Below are 16,129 nucleotides of genomic sequence, written 5' to 3'. Positions count from 1 at the left end.
CAAGGTACCTTTCGATCAGGTCAATGATGACCGTTCGAGCGTGCCGCGGCGTATCCCGTCGTTCTGTATCGGCGAATAGTTCAACAAAGTCGCAGGAGGGCAGTAAGGCAAAGACTCGCAGCGAGGTGCACGCCCATGCGAATGCTCACACGCGTGCTCCGTCAGCACCTCACTTCATTTCCCTATCACGCTCATTGTTCCTGCACCTGAAACTGACATGATCGAACTCGGCCGCTTTCAAATCGATCTGGAGATGCGCACTTTGTGGCAAGGCGGCGAAGTCGTGCGCCTCGGGTCCCGCGCTTTCGACATTCTCGCCGTGGTCACATCAGCGGCCGGACGTCTCGTCACGAAAGACGAGTTGATGAATGCAGTCTGGCCGGAGACCATAGTCGAAGAGAACAACATCCATGTCCACCTTTCTGCGCTGCGAAAAATACTCGGCCCGGACCGGGGTCTGATCCTCACCGTCCCCGGTCGCGGGTATCAGCTTCTACAAGCGCCAAAAAAATCTCCGCCAGAAGGAGACGACTCACATACGTCCTGCGGGCGCCGTCTGCCGTCGCCCAAAACCGACTTCGTGGGGCGCGATAGAGCGGTCAGCGAGATCCGCGCGATGCTGGACCAAACCCATGTGTTGACGCTGGTCGGCGCCGGCGGCATCGGCAAAACCAGTCTCGCGATCGAAGCGGCACGCCATGCCGCGCCGGACTTTCCCGAACCTGTGTGTCTAGTCGAACTGGCCACGTTGAACACACACGAGGCCGTCCTCGCCGCAATTGTCGAAGGGTGCGGGCTGCCCATGTCTGGCCAGCAGCCCGATATTGAGCAGGTCGCGACAGCGCTGGGCAAAAACCGCAGGCTCCTTCTGCTAGATAACGCGGAGCATGTTATCGGCTATGTGGCGGAGACCGTGGAGTCACTGATTGCAGCGAACGCTTTACTGCGTGTGCTCGTCACGAGCAGAGAACCGCTTCGTATCGTGCCCGAGACGGTGTTTCGGGTCGATCCGCTAGATGTTCCACCGCCCCATTCCACCGACGCCGAGATTTTGCAGCGTTCGGCGGTGAATCTGTTTCTGATGCGGGCCAATTCGTTGCAGGGACAAGGGGACGCGGAAAGCCTGGATATCCAGCTCGTCGGCGAGATCTGCCGCCGCCTGGACGGCATCCCACTGGCCATCGAGCTGGCAGCTGCGCGCATCGTCTCGCTCGGCCTGGAAGGCGTGTATCGGCGGCTGGATGACCGCATGGCGATTCTGGCGGGCGGTTATCGGACCGCGCTACCGCGCCATCAAACCTTACGCGAAACGTTCGACTGGAGCTTCGCGCTACTCGACCCAAGCACCAAGTCTCTATTCCGCCGTCTCGCGGTATTCGGTGGCAATTTCACTTTCGAGGCGATGTGCGCGGTCGTGTGCGACGCGGAATTGACGATAGGAAGCGTGATCTGCGGCATCAGTGAACTCGCGGCCAAATCGCTCGTCAATGTCGAGTTCGATGGTCCCGTGGCGAAATATCGCTTGTCCGAATCGACCCGCGCGTATGCGTTGGAGAAACTACAGGCTGAAGGCGAAAAGCAGGAAATCACTTCGCGTAGTGCCCGCTATCTCTCCAGTTGCTTCCAGGCCCGCTCGAACGAGACGATTCTGTGTGGCACAGACAATTCACCGGATCTTCGACAGACGCTCGACGACGCGCGCAGTGCCTTCGATTGGGCGTTTTCACCCGACGGCGATCCGCTTCTCGGCGTCGAACTCGCGTCGAATCTGGTCGGCACGTTGCTCGATTGCGGCATGATTGAAGAGTGCTGCACGCGCGCTGCGCAAGCAGTCGATGCGCTAGAAACCCTTCCCGCCAGATCGGTCGATGTCGCAAGTGAAATGCGCGTGCGCGCCGCCTTGGCGTCGGCACGGCCTTATGTTCGTGGACCCGTCTCGAAGTCGGCCGAACTTTGACGGCATATATTCACGCTCGCGACCGAATGCACCGACTAGGAGCGAGTTCATATGCGTGGACTAAAGCTGCACCCCGCAGAAATCGGCGCCCCCTGCTTGCCGCATACGACAGCTTGCCGGTGGGTCGACGTATAGGGCCCGTGGCGTGCCCTATCGTTCGGGTATGGGTATGCGCGGCACTGTTCGGGCGAGCCGCCGAAGCATCCGGCGGCCCACTAATTACTGGCCGCCGCCTTCTTCCTCAACGATCACACGGTTGTCGACGGCCGCCACATGCGGAACACGTTTGGCAACATCGCCCGCTACCTGAATCTGTGCTGCATCAGGTACCGTCCCTACCAGAGAAACGGTTCCGTTTTTGACGAGCACCGCAATGTTGCTGGCGTTCAACCCTTTGGTCGAATACAGCGCGTGACGAACAGCCTTCGACAATTGCCGGTTCTGCAAACGGATCGACGCCTTCGTCATTCCTGCGGCGGGTTGCGATGCCACGGCGTCATTACTCGATTGTGCAATGGCTGCGTTTGAGACGAGCGCGACGACGGCAGCGCAAGTCGCGACAAGTGCTGAAATTCGCATGATGGTTTCCTGTTGACTGGATTGAATTGAGATCGGCCGCAAAGGCCATGTCAGCGCGGGTGAGCTCGCTCCCGTTGCAACCGCTTCATCTTAATCAGCTCCGCTGCCCCGGGGTTAGTGAAACGTTATTAACACTTGTTAACCGAATGGGCCAAGTAAGACACCGATATTCACAAGCCGAATTAATGACTTTTTAATCAGGCTTAAGGACGAGCAACCCACACAGCCTTAGCATGGTGACGGCGCCGACATGCGCCGAGAGAATGCCTCGATGAACTATCCTGCAGGAGCGGTCCCGCTTTTGCCTCATGCGGCCCTTCGACAACACGCTTTAGTCCGCGTCAATACACGTGTATAGCAAGAAGGCGAACTCCTGGTCGTGCCGGGTGAGTCGGGCATACCGGCAGACGCATGCGTTTGCCATGTCCGGATAACACGTTTGTTTGAAGAACTTGGAGAAACTCATGATTAAAGTTACCGGTGAAATGTCGATCGGCCGTGTATCGCGCTTCGGAACGGCAGGCAATATCAAGGCTTTCGACCCACGCCTCGGCACCGAAATCGAACCGTCCTTCGGCATCGCGACGCTGAACGATGTGGATGAAGCCTGCACGCTCGCGTTACAAGCGTTCGAGTCATATCGGCACACTTCACCCGAAACTCGCGGCGCGTTCCTGATACGCGCGGCCGACAATCTGCTTGCGCTCGGCGATAGACTCTACGAACGCGCAGTAAGTGAAACGGGTTTAACCGTTGAGCGTATCAAGGGCGAGACCGCGCGCACGGCTGCGCAGATGAAAATGTTCGCCGACGTGGTACGCCACGGCCGCTGGCGTCACGCGACGATCGATTCCTCTGATCCCGCGCGTCGGCCTGTGCCTAAAGCCGATCTGCGCATGCAGAAGATACCGCTCGGCCCCGTCGCCGTATTCGGTGCAAGCAATTTTCCGATCCTATATTCGGTGGCGGGCGGCGATACGGCATCGGCGCTCGCGGCGGGCTGCCCCGTCGTCGTCAAGGCACACGGCTCACACCTCGGCACATCAGAACTGGTCGGCAAGGCGATACAGGCTGCCGTCGAGGAATGCAACCTGCACGAAGGCGTGTTCTCACTGCTGATCGGACACGGCAACGCGGTCGGCGAGGCACTTGTGGATCATCCGGCTATTCGGGCTGTTGGCTTCACCGGCTCGGAAAGTGGCGGCATGGCACTCGTCCGCCGTGGTGCGGCGCGTCCGGTGCCAATTCCCGTCTTCGCCGAAATGACAAGTGTGAATCCCAACTTCGTTCTACCAGGCGCATTGCGCACCCGCGCGCCAGACATTGCTGCGCACTTCGTCGAACGTATGACGGCGGGCGTTGGCCAGATGTGCCTGAAGCCAGGCATGATCGTCGCGATTGATGGCGTGGGATTCGAGCAGTTGCGTGGCGCATTGGCGGGAACATTGTCGGCGGTACGTGCGGAAACAATGCTCAGCCGCGGAATTTACGACAACTTCAACCGTGAAGCGAAACGTAGTCGAGAAGGCAAAACGAGTGTCAGCATCGCGAAAGGAACCGCGCCAAAAGGCCGTTTAGAAGGGCAGTCAGAAATCTTCGAAGTTGACGCCGCTGAAGTACTCGCCGCGCCCGAGCTTGCCGGCGAGATGTTCGGTCCAGCGGCCGTCCTCATCCGTTGCGAGAGCGAGGATCAATTGATCGAACTGACAGCCAGTCTGCGCGGCCAACTGACCATGGCGTTGCATATGGAATCAACCGATCTCGACTTGGCCCGACGCCTGATCCCAGTGCTCGAAAGCAAGACAAATCGTATCCTCGCAAACAAATTCTCTAACACGGTCGAGATTGGTTACGCGACGGTACACGGAGGACCGTATCCGGCGACCTCCGACAGTCGCTTTACGTCCGTCGGAGCGACCGCAATCGAACGCTTCTTGCGGCCGATTTGCTATGAAAATCTACCGCCGGAATTGCTACCTCCTGCGCTACAGGACAACAATCCGTTGTCTCTATGGCGCGTGCGCGATGGCGAATTGGAGCGGCGTTAGCGTTCAACTCGCCAAAAAACGGAACGCCCGCTTCAGACGCGCCGCTTCATCGCCCGATATTCACGCGAAGCCATCCGATAAGACGTCTTGAGCGCGCGACCGTGATGCCAATTTGTCATGACGCGCGCCAGTCCACGCGTACGTCAGGCCGATTTCCGCGAAGTCGTCTTATCATTGTCACTTCTCCGGCGCCGCTCGCTGTCCATGGATATCGATCGCCCGTACATCATCGAACCAGTACAGTCCACAGCGCGGATTCGAAACCAACTTGCCGAAAGCGCGGTTTCAGGCCGCGGAGTCCGTCGCGTGACATTGCATGATCAAGAAACCGAACTCCGGCAGAATTCGAACACGAATCTCGGTCGCCTCACCCTCCTGCCTGACACCAATATTATCAAGCTGCCCAGCATCAGCGCCTCCGTCCATTAGCTGGTCGGCGCGATCAAGGAACTGCATGTCAGACTCTTCAGCTTGCTCATCGCGGGCTCTCAAATCGGTCGGGCCGACACTCTAACCGATTCGTTGATCGCTATTTGCACCACAACCCAAAATCGCACGGCTTCACATCATCTCGGGCCGGATGAGTTTCGTACCTTTCCTGAACCGGTTCAAACTGAACGGCGTGATGTCCGAATATGGCGTCTTGTGCAAGACTATTTCCGACACAAGCAGCCCTGCTCCCGGCCCCAGACCAAAACCATGCCCGCTGAACCCGGACGCCACGACCAGGCCGGACAGACCGTCTACCGTTGAAATGACCGGCACCAGATCGGGCGTGGTATCGATCAGTCCCGCCCAGGCCTGCAAAATCCGCACGCCCTTCATTTCGGGAAAGCACTCCGTGAGATTGATCACCGCCTGGGCCACCCATTCTTCGTCGATCGCGGGGTCGAGCACTCGCATGCGTTCGAACGGCGATATCTCATCGAACGCCCAACTGCCCGCCGCCTCGGGGCCGTTGAAGAAACTGCTCCCTATCCGGATCTTCAGTTTCTTCGTCAGTTCGGCGCGATACGTCTGATAGAACTTCAGCGCATAGCGCATGCCTTGCGGTGCCAGTTCCATGCGACCGTACCCCGGAACCGCAACGGTATAGCCACCGTCCAGCCGACGCCGCAGAGCGAAACCCGGACCATTGAACGTCCCGCCCGGCAACTCTGGAACCGGCGACGTTCGCATGGCCGTACCAACGACATTCGCCACAGGCAACTCGATCCCGTGGCGTCGCAACAAGCGGGAACTCCACGCGCCACCGGCGCACACGACCGTGGACGCCCGAATCAGACCACGCTCGGTCCATACACCTGATATACGGCCAGCACTGATATCCAAACCCCGCGCCGCGCAGGTTTGTAACACGTACACGCCGAGTTTTTTTGCCCCTTCGGCAATCGCGGGGGTGGCCATGCTCGGCTCGGCCAACCCGTCGGTCGGCGACCAAAGACCACCGACCCACGGGGCTGTGCTATTCGGAATGCGCGATTTTATTTCCGCTGCCGACAAGATATCGAACGAGTAGCCGATTTCCTTTGCGCGGACGGCCCACTGTTCCCACTTGGCGACATCCGCCTCGCTCGTTGTTCCATAAAGACTGCCTTGACGTCGAAACCCAAGGTCGCGACCAATCTCATCACCGATTTCAGACCAGCGCTTGAGGCTGCGCATCGCCATGACCAACTCGTCATGCCTGCGGTTCTGCTGGCGGACCCAGCCCCAATTGCGCCCCGATTGCTCGGCGCCAATGAACCCCTTTTCAACCAGGGCAACGGATACGCCCTGACGCGCCAATTCGTAGGCTGTGGTTGTCCCGATAATGCCGCCGCCAATGATGACGACATCCACCTCAGCAGGAACAACCGGACTATCTGCGATTTCGTCGACTCGCAACATGTAGGATCTGGAAAAGATGAAACTTCGGTCGTTGGCAAGAACGTCTTGCGGTGTGCGGGCTACTGGCTGATGTCTCGAAGTTACCGGGCCAATTCGAAAGCTTGCAAGACGCCTCACAGGAGGTCCTGGGTTCTCCAAAAGAGCAACGGCTACAAAGCAAATCAGACGTAACCCAGGATAGCTTTGGTCTCGAGGTACTCTTCGAACCCGTATATGCCATATTCGCGACCATTGCCCGAACGTTTGTAACCGCCGAATGGCGCCTGAGGATCCCAGGCCGGATGGTTGATATGGACTTGACCCGACCGGATGCGCGATGCCACAGCGCGTGCACTATCGAGGTCCTGACTCTGGACGTGCGCGCCCAGGCCATACTTCGTGTCGTTCGCGATGACGATGGCATCGTCGACGGTGTCATAAGGCATGATGCTCAAGACAGGACCAAAGATCTCTTCTTGTGCGATTCGCATATCGCTTGTGACGTCGGAGAAAACGGTCGGGCGCACGAAGTAGCCCTCGGTGAGGCCTTCCACACGTCCTGGCCCGCCACATATCAGCCTGGCGCCACCGGCGATGCCTGCCTCGATCAACGCTTGTACGCGGTGAAATTGCGCTTCATTGGCGATCGGTCCAAGAACAGTCTTCTCAGAACGAGGGTCACCCACCACGATGGCATTGACGATGGCTGCAACAAGGGGCTCCACTTCTGCAAGCCGATGGCGCGGGACAATCATCCGGGTGGGGGCGCTACAGGATTGCCCCACATTACGAAAGGCAGACATGACGCCCAGCGGGACCACTCTCGCGAAGTCCGCATCAGGCAACAGGACGTTCGGGGACTTCCCTCCCAATTCCTGGGTCACGCGCTTTACCGAGACTGCCGCCGCCTGCGCCACCAACGCGCCGGCCCGGTTGGAGCCCGTAATCGAAATCATGTCGATATCGTCATGCGTGGCGAGCGCTTCACCCACTTCCGGGCCGCTGCCCTGGATGAGGTTGAAAACCCCGGCGGGGACGCCAGCGTCGTGCACGATCTGCGCAAAGAGTTCGGCGCTCAATGGCGATAACTCACTGGGCTTCAGGATGACCGTGCACCCCGCGCCGAGTGCCGGTCCAACCTTCGCCGTAATCTGGTACAGCGGCCAGTTCCAGGGCGTGATCAAGGCGCACACACCGATCGGCTCACGGACGATGGCTGTATGTCCTTCAACCTTGAGAAAGGGATAGCTCGACGCCAGGTCCCGCGCCACGCGAATATGCTCGGCTGCAAGAGGCACCTGAGAGGCGCGCGCGAACGATATCGCTGCGCCCATTTCCGTCATGATCGCCTGCGCCAGCAGTTCCTTGCGCTCGAGAATGAGGTGGTAGATCTTGTCGAGCATCGCGACACGCGCGGCGACCGGAGTGACGGACCACGCGGAAAACGCCGCTCGTGCTGCCCGCACCGCACGCTCGACATCCTCACTCGCGCCAACCGCGATATCGCCAATTGACTTCCCGACCGCGGGGTTGACGACGGGAACGGTTCGGGAGCGTACCGGTGCCGTCCAGGCACCGTCAATATAGAGACTTTTGGGTATGGCCGCGGTGATACTGTCGTTACTCGAAGCAGTGGAAGTCATTGCATCCCATCCCGTAGACAGAAAAAGCCTTTCATTTACGAACGAACCGGCAGAAATTTTTCTGCCATCTTCACCCAGTAAGTCGCGCCGACCGACAGCAGCGCATCGTTGAAGTCGTAGCTGGCGTTATGGAGCGTACACGGTCCCATCCCGTGCCCCGCATCGCGATGCGCGCCGTCGCCATTGCCGAGAAACGCGTAGCATCCGGGCCTCTCGATCAACATGAACGAGAAATCCTCGCCGGTCATGGTCGGTTCGACCGACGCGTCGACGTTCTGTTTGCCGACCACCTCCTCCATGACGGAAACGGCAAATCGCGTCTGCTCCGCATCATTGACAGTCGGTGGATACTTCCGTTGAAACTCGACAAGCACCTCGCACCCGTGCGCTGCACCGGTCGCGTCTGCAATGGCGTTCATCCGCCGTTCGATCAGATCCAGGGTGTCGACTGTAAACGTGCGCACCGTGCCGCCGAGCCATACCTCGTTCGGAACCACGTTGACGGCGTCGCCACCGTGAATTTGCGTGATCGACAACACGGCTGTGTCGAGCGGCTTCTTGTTGCGCGTGATGATCGCCTGCAATCCGTTCGCAATCTGGACCGCGGCGAAGACCGGATCGCTGCCAATGTGCGGCATCGCGGCGTGCGATCCAACACCTTTCACGGTGATGCGAAATTCGTTGCTGGAGGCCATCAGTGGGCCTGCGCGCACGCCAAAATGTCCTTCCGGCATGCCCGGCCAGTTGTGAATGCCAAACACGGCATCGACCGGAAACTGTTCGAACAAGCCATCGTCGATCATCGCTTTCGCCCCGGCGCCGCCTTCCTCGGCCGGCTGAAAGATGAAGACGATGGTGCCGTCAAAACTCCCGTACGCCGCCAGGTACTTGACCGCGCCGAGCAACATCGCGGTGTGCCCATCGTGCCCGCACGCGTGCATGCACCCGGGGTTCTGCGACCGATGTCCAAACGCGTTGTTTTCAGTAATGGGAAGCGCGTCCATATCGGCGCGCAGCCCAACGCGCCGGGAACTCGTCCCGCGAGTCAGTTCGCCAACGACGCCCGTTTTTCCGAGCCCGCGACAGACCTTCAGACCCCACCGTTCAAGACTGTCGGCAACGAGCTGTGACGTTTTCATTTCCTTGTAACGCAGCTCGGGTTGCGCATGAATCGTTCGTCGCAATGCCTTGATCTCCTCGTGCGACGCTTCGATTTCCGGTATCAGATACATGTCGGCTCTCTCCAATGGACCCTTGGGTCGTCATTGATGCCAAAGTGATGAGCGGTCGTTTGTCGCCTTTCCGTGACCGGCGACCCGCAAGCAACCCTGTCAAGATAGAAAGCCAAAATTGCGCAGTGTTTAATATGTGGTGAATCCATCATTAAACGTGTGTTAACGCACGGGTTACCCCCAATCGCCATGGCAGCAGCGCCCCACGCCTGTTAAGGCACAGCATTCGCACGGACTGCATGGCCAGGCGGCGATCGTTGCCGGTCTCACGCCGGGGACCGTAACAGTGCAAAAGGAATGTCCTATCAACGCGTGGTGCGCGATGTGAAAGTAAGTCATCAAGCTAAATCACTGTTGGAGAACGACCCAATGTCCACTTCGAATCACACAATGCCCATCTTCTACCGAGCGTTCACCCCGGACGATATCGACGCCGCACACGCCCTTTCCATCGCAGTCCGTTGGCCGCACCGCGCAGAGGACTGGCGCTTCGCGCTGGGAGCGGGCGGCGGCTTTGTCGCAATCCTGAACGGCGCAGTGATCGGAACAGCGCTTTACTGGAAATACGGTGCGGACCGTGCTTCGCTTGGGATGGTGATCGTGTCGCCTGAACAGCAGGGATACGGCATCGGGCGCAAGCTCATGGCGTTGCTTCTCGAGCAAACTGCTGAGCGGATCACGCTCCTGCATGCAACGACCGCAGGAAAGCCGCTTTATGAAAAGCTCGGCTTCGAGACATTCGGCGCGACAGAGCAGCACCAGGGCACGGTGTCCGATCTAGCGCAGGCCTCGCTGCCGCCAGGTGAGCAGCTGCGTCCGCTTGACGCCAGCGACATGCCCCGGCTCATCGAGCTCGCGTCACGTGCAAGCGGTCTTGACCGCAGCGCCGTTTTACCGGCCCTTCTGAATGTCGCGCAAGGCATCGGGCTTGAGCGCGACGGCGAATTGCTCGGCTTTTCCATCTTTCGACGCTTCGGCCGGGGTTATGTGATTGGCCCCGTCGTGGCCGTCGAGTCCGACGACCACGACAGCCTGAGTCGCGCGAAGGCGCTGGTTCATCACTGGCTTGCGACTAACGAAGGTGCGTTTGTGAGGATCGACATGCCGACGGAGTGTGGCCTGGGTGGATGGCTGGGAGAACTGGGCATGTCGCGCGTGGATACGGTCGCGAAGATGGTGCGCAACGCACGAACATCACTCGCCGCCGACCCGGGCGTCAAGCAGTTCAGCATCATCAATCAGGCGATGTACTAGCCATCGGCAAGGCGCTCGTCGAGCGTCTTCCGGTTTGATACTGCGCGCGTGACGCACAAGCGTCGCGAAGCTCACCGGCTCCGCGACGCAAGTTCGAATAAAGTTAATCGTGCGACCAAAAGGCCGGGATCTGTCCGGCCACCGACATCGCTCTTGCCGCTGAGCGTAAAGGTGTCTGTCCGCGCCGCATGCGGCTATGCGACGGAACGTGCAACGCAGGTTTCCGCAGTGTTAGCAGTCGCGAAACGACGGATCGAGCAAGGTTCGATGGGCGTACTGGTTGCACCTGTATCAATCAGCTCCGCCACCACGCCGCCGCCGACTCCTCGCCTTAGCTGGAAGCCCGCACCGCAAAAAGCCAAACGCATAGTAGAAGTCATTCACCTTGCCGCCAGGGCCCATGATCGGACGCTCATCGGGCACGTAGCCGTTCATACGACTCACTATAGAAAACCAGAAGTTTGTCGTGTTTAATATCGGGTGAATCCACCGTTAAAGGTTATTTAATGATCGAACTGGACGATATGCGCCTGTTCCGCGCCCTTGGTGTGTCGCGATCACTCGCGGCAGCCGCGAGACTGCTGAACCTGACGCCGCCCGCCGTCACGGTCCGGCTACAGCGGCTGGAGGAACGTTTGGGCGTGCGCCTCGCCGTTCGTGAGGCACGCGGCATCTCGCTGACCGACGAAGGCCAGCGCCTGCTCCAGGAGGCCACGGAACTGCTCGAACGCATCGAAGCCATTCCATCGCGCGTGTCCGGGGAGTCTGGGAGTGTGAGCGGGAATCTGCGGATCGTCGCGCCGCTCGGTTTCGGACGCGTACACATCGCGCCGCTGGTTCGCGATCTTCACCGCGCCCATCCGAACCTTGCGATCTCGCTGATCCTGTCGGACAGTCCGCTCACCGCGGCTGCGGGAGCCGATGTCGTTGTCTCCATCGGCAATATCAAGGCGTCGTCATGGATCGGACACTATCTTGCACCGAATGAGCGCTTCCTGTGCGCCGCTCCCGCCTTCGCGCGCCGCCTGCGCAAGCTGGCGCATCCGTCCGAGCTTGCGAAGTACGACTGCCTCTGTTTGCGCGAGAACGACGAAGACGTGACACGCCTGCGCTTCTTGCAGTCCGACGCCGACGGCAAGAACGCGAGCAAATCCGTCACGATCCGCATGTCGGGCGCGCTCTCTTCAAACGACGGTACCGTCATCAGTGACTGGGCGGTGGACGGCCTGGGCATCATCGAGCGCTCGGAATGGGATGCGGCCCGCCTCGTCGCGGCCGGGAAACTGGTACGCGTGCTGCCCACATGGCGACTTGAACCGGCGCCCGTGATGGCACTGCTGCCTACACGCCACGGAGTATCGAGCCGCCAGCGCCTGTTTCTCGACGCCGCGAAGCACGCGTTCGACCCTGCGCCGTGGCGCCGTTGACCAGCACTTCTTTCAGCTTAACGGGCGACTCACCTTGGGTTAAACACAACAAAGCGTCGGCTTCCTATAGTGACGGGGCTCTGTTGCAAATAGGGTCGGCGAATCGGTTAGAGTTATCGGAGCAAAACGAACTGATGACCGCGATGAGCAAGCTGAAGAGTCTGGAGGAGTTGTTCGGTGGACGCCATTTCGATCGGGAGATCATCATTCTGTGCGTTCGCTGGTATCTGCGCTACAAACTCAGCCTACGCGATCTGGTCGAGATGATGGCCGAACGGGGATTATCGCTGGCTCACACGACGATCCTGCGCTGGGCGAGACGTTATACGCCCGAGTTCGTCAAACGCTGGAACCGCTTTGCTACGCCAGCCGGTCGCTCGTGGCGCGTCGACGAAACCTACATGAAGATTCGCGGTAAATGGGTTTACCTGTACCGGGCGGTGGATCGGGCTGGCCAGACGGTGGACTTCATGCTCAGGGCGAGGCGAGACATGGCCGCGGCCAAAGCCTTTTTCAGCAAGGCTATCAGGCATCAGGGCCAGTCGCCGGAGACCCTCACGCTCGACGGGTACGCTGCCTCGCACCGCGCGGTGCGCGAGATGAAGGCCGATGGTCTGCTGCCTGAAGACACGAAGGTCCGGTCCTCAAAATATCTGAACAACGTGATCGAACAGGATCATCGCCACATCAAGTCCAGAACAAACGTGATGCCTGGATTCAAGCGGTTCAGGAGCGCCGCGACCACGATTGCCGGCATCGAATTGACGCATCGCATTCATAAGGGCCAGTTCGATCTCACGGAGCTCGGCCTCAAGGAGGCCACTGCGCCCGCCGTATGCCATGCGGTCCTGTCCATTCGATAAGTTATCCTTCCCATAGGCAACTTCTCAACCTGCTTTCCTATTTGCACCAGAACCCTATTCGGAAACATCGCAGCCGGTGTCAATGCAACAGGACATCACGCATAGGCTCGCCTAGCTTCCGCGAGGTCGCTTCACACGCGCGCGTAATGCGTCGATCTCGTCGAGCAGATCGAGGACTAGCGCGACGCCGGGAGGGTTGATCTGAAAGTCGTGTGCCAGCCGCTGCGCGGTCCGCACGCGCCGCAGCGCCGCGCCGGTGAAGCGCCACTCCTGCGGCCGCTCGCCCCTAGGCTCAAACACGCCTTCAGACACCCAGAGCGTCAACTCCTCCTCCGATGCCCCGCTCACGCGGCTCAATTCAACCAGGGTGAACTCGACGTTCTCGTCGACAATCTGCCCTTGCAAATAGGTCGTCGTACTCGTCTCTTTCACGATGATCACCGATAGAAGTGCGCGCGAGGATTGAAGTTGAACGTCCGCTGCATCGCAGCGTAAGCGGCCTTCGCAGTGTCGCTATCCGCCGGCGGCAGCACGATGTTCAGAATCACATACAGATCGCCTGGCGGGTTGCCTGGAATGCCCTTGCCTTTGAGCCGCAAGCGCCTGCCGCCGGCAGAATCCGCTGGCACCGTCATCTCGACCGAACCGTCAGGCGTCGGCACGGTAACCTGCGCGCCGAGACCAGCTTCCCACGGTGCCACCGGCAACTCGAGCGAGACGTCGCGCCCGTCCACGCGAAAGCGCGGGTGTTCGCGAAAGACGATTTCCAGGTAGAGGTCGCCGGCAGTTCCGGGCGTGGCGCCTGCGGCTCCCTGCCCGCTCAGCCGCAGGTGCTGGCCCGCGCGAATCCCCTTTGGAATGGATACATCGAGCGTACGCGTTTCTAGCGAAACATGGCCTTGCGCGTCGATCACCGGCATTTGCAGCGAAATCGAGCGCTGGGCGCCGCGATAGGAATCTTCGAGATCGATCAGTACCTTCGCGTGATGATCTTCGCCGCGCACATCGAAAGGCCGCTGCCGCGGATGCGCGCCACGCGCGCCGCCGAACATCTTTTCGAAGAGATCGTGGAAATCGGCTTGTTCGCCGCCCTCGTTGCCCGCCCCGCGGAATTCGAAGCCCTCGTCCCAGTTCGGCGGCGGCTGGAAGTCCTGGCCGTTGCGCCATTCGCTGCCCATGCGGTCGTAGGCTGCGCGCTTCTCCGGGTCCTTGAGCACCTCATAGGCTTCGCCTAGTTCCTTGAAGCGATCTTCGGCGTCAGTGTGCTTGCTGAGGTCCGGGTGGTACTTGCGCGCGAGCTTCCGATACGAACGTTTGACGTCCTCCTGAGACGCTCTGCGCTCGAGACCCAAGGTCTCGTAATAGTCTTTGTATTTCATACTGGCGGCAGACCCATGAGGAACGGATGCGGCAATGCGCACCCTTCGCGTAGCGGTCAAGGCTTGACTTTATACCAATCCGGATAGGCCGGCAAAGTTGCACGTTCGGTACACGGCTTCACTGCGACAGGCCTGTCTCGGATCGGATCAGCATGACTGGGCAAGTCGACATGCGCAGGAACTGCTCGGCGACGCTGCCAAGCACGGGCCTGCCCACGCCATGCCTGCCCTGCGTGCCCATCACGACAAGGTCGCCACCCTGACGTCGCACGCAGCGCTGCAGGCAGCTCGTGATGTCGTCTGCAGTCGTTCCTTCGGGTGCCGGCACAGACGAACCCACCTGACGCGAATGGGCTCAAGCGTTGCCTGAAGCGCCGATTGTTGGGTAGCCCGCGAAATCACGCGATGCGGACTCAGTCAGCCCCGGTCCGTGCGACAGGTAGTGACTAAGCTGCCATCGGGTGGCCGGTCAACTCTTACCTGCAGCCCAATGAGATGCGGGATCTCATTCCGGCTTATCGAAGAAAGGACTTCGAGATTCTGTCTGAAATGCTCCACCCACCCGGTTTCGAAGCCGATGGGGTACACGCCCTGCTCGGACCCTCCGAGGCCAAATGTGAAGGCGACCAGAACAAGGACCGCCGTCGCCCAGTGGAAGAATTGGGCCACGCCTCCATAGCGCGCACGGTGCGCCATTCAGTCTCCCCTAAAAAATCGAGTATGAGGTAGAGGCACCCGTGCATTATTGCAGAGCATCAACAGCAATGACACTTCTCCCTGGATCAACTGTCCGACTGGTCATTGAATAAAAACGAATCAAGTGATCGTCAGCTTTCGGACACCCATATGACGAACCGATTGCGGTCGATCAGCGAGCGCAGCGATGTCGAGCGCTTCGGCCAACGCGCGCTTCGATGCATCACTTCCGTCCACGGCCAATACGATCTTGCGATACATGATCTTATGCCCTAAGAATCGCGCGCCCCGATCACGAGACTGCCGGATCGGGACGCTTCGCGCTTGCCCTTTTATATTCCCGGCATCACCGGGTAAGGTTCCGTATGGTCTTCCACCCGCTTGACTCCGGGAATGCTTTCTGCCGCAACGCGAACGGCCTCGACTGCCTCCACCGAGTGGAAAATGCCCCACAGGTGCACAACGCCATCGTTCACGACAATGTTGCGTCCGGCGAAGGCCCATTTATGGCCGGCCAGTTCACCCATTAGCGTCGCACGGATATCCGCATCCGAGAGGACCGCGTCCGCCACCGGCTCTTCGGGAATGCTGGCCAATGCCTGAACAAGATTGGCACGGCTCACGATACCGACAAGCTGACCCGCTCTTGTCACGGGAACCCGCTTGATACGCCGTGTTTCCAGAATGCCGGCTACTTCGCTTAGAGGCGTGTCTTCGCTCACACAAACAACTTCGACAGCCATCACGTCTCGAACTTTCGGTGCATGCGTCTTGATGTAATCCCTGGCGTCATCCGTCGACGAAAAAAACTCAAGCCACGAAGAACGCCGGTGTACGTCGGTGCCGAGTTCTACCCGGCGCAGCAGATCGCCTTCGCTGATCATGCCTGCGACGTGCCCTTCTGCATCTATAACGGGCGCGCCGCTGATTCCTTTATCGACAAAAATTTTGGCAACTTCGCGCACGGTCATGTCAGGCATGACGGATATCACGTTGCTGGTCATTACATCGGATGCACGCATGGCAAGTCTCCTGAACGGTCTCATTCCTGGTTTCCCCACGAGGCCAGATCGTCGCTACACAGCGCCGGCTAGCAGTGCAATCGCCTGCCATACTGCACAAACGCATCGACACCATACGCACCGGACGTTCGTGGGCGCCAGACGCAAGCGACGTGACAAT

Annotated in this window: 15 protein-coding genes; 6 read left to right on the top strand and 9 right to left on the bottom strand. The window is 59.6% G+C overall.

What is annotated here, in order from left to right; genetic code table 11:
- Positions 1–217: 217 nt before the first annotated feature.
- Positions 218–1,957, top strand: a complete 1,740-nt coding sequence (locus PQR42_RS00945) for an ATP-binding protein (protein WP_408384903.1) — start codon at positions 218–220, stop codon at positions 1,955–1,957.
- Between the two features lie 219 nt (positions 1,958–2,176).
- Here PQR42_RS00945 and PQR42_RS00940 read toward each other — a convergent pair whose 3' ends face one another.
- Positions 2,177–2,578, bottom strand: a complete 402-nt coding sequence (locus tag PQR42_RS00940) for a BON domain-containing protein (protein WP_408209642.1) — start codon at positions 2,576–2,578, stop codon at positions 2,177–2,179.
- Between the two features lie 425 nt (positions 2,579–3,003).
- Between PQR42_RS00940 and PQR42_RS00935 the strand changes: the two genes are divergently transcribed.
- The gene (locus tag PQR42_RS00935; protein WP_408209814.1) at positions 3,004–4,584 is read left to right on the top strand and encodes an aldehyde dehydrogenase (NADP(+)); all 1,581 of its coding nucleotides are present in this window, start codon (positions 3,004–3,006) and stop codon (positions 4,582–4,584) included.
- Between the two features lie 117 nt (positions 4,585–4,701).
- A complete protein-coding gene (locus PQR42_RS00930) occupies positions 4,702–5,013 on the top strand; it encodes a hypothetical protein (RefSeq protein ID WP_408385187.1) in 312 nt (103 codons plus the stop codon).
- Positions 5,014–5,145: 132 nt separating this feature from the next.
- Here the strand turns inward: PQR42_RS00930 and PQR42_RS00925 are convergent, their stop codons facing one another.
- The 3 genes from PQR42_RS00925 to PQR42_RS00915 all read right to left on the bottom strand — a co-directional run bounded on the left by PQR42_RS00925 (position 5,146) and on the right by PQR42_RS00915 (position 9,328).
- Positions 5,146–6,474, bottom strand: coding sequence for an NAD(P)/FAD-dependent oxidoreductase (locus tag PQR42_RS00925; protein ID WP_408384906.1), 1,329 nt, complete (start codon positions 6,472–6,474; stop codon positions 5,146–5,148).
- Between the two features lie 161 nt (positions 6,475–6,635).
- Positions 6,636–8,096 carry an aldehyde dehydrogenase family protein gene (locus PQR42_RS00920; RefSeq protein ID WP_408384908.1) on the bottom strand — a complete coding sequence of 487 codons (1,461 nt, stop codon included), beginning with the start codon at positions 8,094–8,096 and terminating at the stop codon, positions 6,636–6,638.
- A 35-nt stretch (positions 8,097–8,131) separates the two neighbouring features.
- The gene (locus PQR42_RS00915) at positions 8,132–9,328 is read right to left on the bottom strand and encodes a M20 aminoacylase family protein (RefSeq protein WP_408384910.1); all 1,197 of its coding nucleotides are present in this window, start codon (positions 9,326–9,328) and stop codon (positions 8,132–8,134) included.
- Between the two features lie 369 nt (positions 9,329–9,697).
- On the opposite strand from PQR42_RS00915, the gene PQR42_RS00910 reads away from it, so the two are divergent.
- The 3 genes from PQR42_RS00910 (at position 9,698) to PQR42_RS00900 (ending at position 12,872) form a co-directional block, all read left to right on the top strand.
- Entirely contained in the window at positions 9,698–10,582 is an 885-nt protein-coding gene (locus PQR42_RS00910; protein WP_408385166.1) for a GNAT family N-acetyltransferase, read from the top strand.
- Positions 10,583–11,088: 506 nt separating this feature from the next.
- The gene (locus PQR42_RS00905) at positions 11,089–12,009 is read left to right on the top strand and encodes a LysR substrate-binding domain-containing protein (protein ID WP_408384912.1); all 921 of its coding nucleotides are present in this window, start codon (positions 11,089–11,091) and stop codon (positions 12,007–12,009) included.
- Between the two features lie 152 nt (positions 12,010–12,161).
- Positions 12,162–12,872: an IS6 family transposase gene (locus PQR42_RS00900; RefSeq protein WP_408493563.1), complete on the top strand. Its 711-nt coding sequence runs from the start codon at positions 12,162–12,164 to the stop codon at positions 12,870–12,872.
- 111 nt (positions 12,873–12,983) lie between these two features.
- On the opposite strand, the gene PQR42_RS00895 is transcribed toward PQR42_RS00900, so the two are convergent.
- The 5 genes from PQR42_RS00895 to PQR42_RS00875 form a co-directional block, all read right to left on the bottom strand.
- Positions 12,984–13,313: a chaperone modulator CbpM gene (locus PQR42_RS00895; RefSeq protein ID WP_408384914.1), complete on the bottom strand. Its 330-nt coding sequence runs from the start codon at positions 13,311–13,313 to the stop codon at positions 12,984–12,986.
- Positions 13,310–14,251, bottom strand: coding sequence for a DnaJ C-terminal domain-containing protein (locus PQR42_RS00890; protein ID WP_408384916.1), 942 nt, complete (start codon positions 14,249–14,251; stop codon positions 13,310–13,312). Before PQR42_RS00890 ends, PQR42_RS00895 begins: the two co-directional genes overlap by 4 nt.
- A 118-nt stretch (positions 14,252–14,369) precedes the next feature.
- Positions 14,370–14,522: a universal stress protein gene (locus PQR42_RS00885; RefSeq protein ID WP_408493536.1), complete on the bottom strand. Its 153-nt coding sequence runs from the start codon at positions 14,520–14,522 to the stop codon at positions 14,370–14,372.
- 545 nt (positions 14,523–15,067) lie between these two features.
- Complete coding sequence (locus PQR42_RS00880) at positions 15,068–15,208, bottom strand: universal stress protein (protein ID WP_408384921.1); 141 nt, start codon at positions 15,206–15,208, stop codon at positions 15,068–15,070.
- Between the two features lie 71 nt (positions 15,209–15,279).
- Positions 15,280–15,969, bottom strand: a complete 690-nt coding sequence (locus PQR42_RS00875) for a CBS domain-containing protein (protein WP_408384923.1) — start codon at positions 15,967–15,969, stop codon at positions 15,280–15,282.
- Positions 15,970–16,129: the final 160 nt, after the last annotated feature.

Origin of the sequence: Paraburkholderia sediminicola (genome assembly GCF_046027355.1) — a bacterium.
GTDB lineage: Bacteria > Pseudomonadota > Gammaproteobacteria > Burkholderiales > Burkholderiaceae > Paraburkholderia > Paraburkholderia sediminicola_B.
Note: the sequence above shows the minus strand (reverse complement) of the source record. Positions and strands in the feature narration are given on the sequence as shown.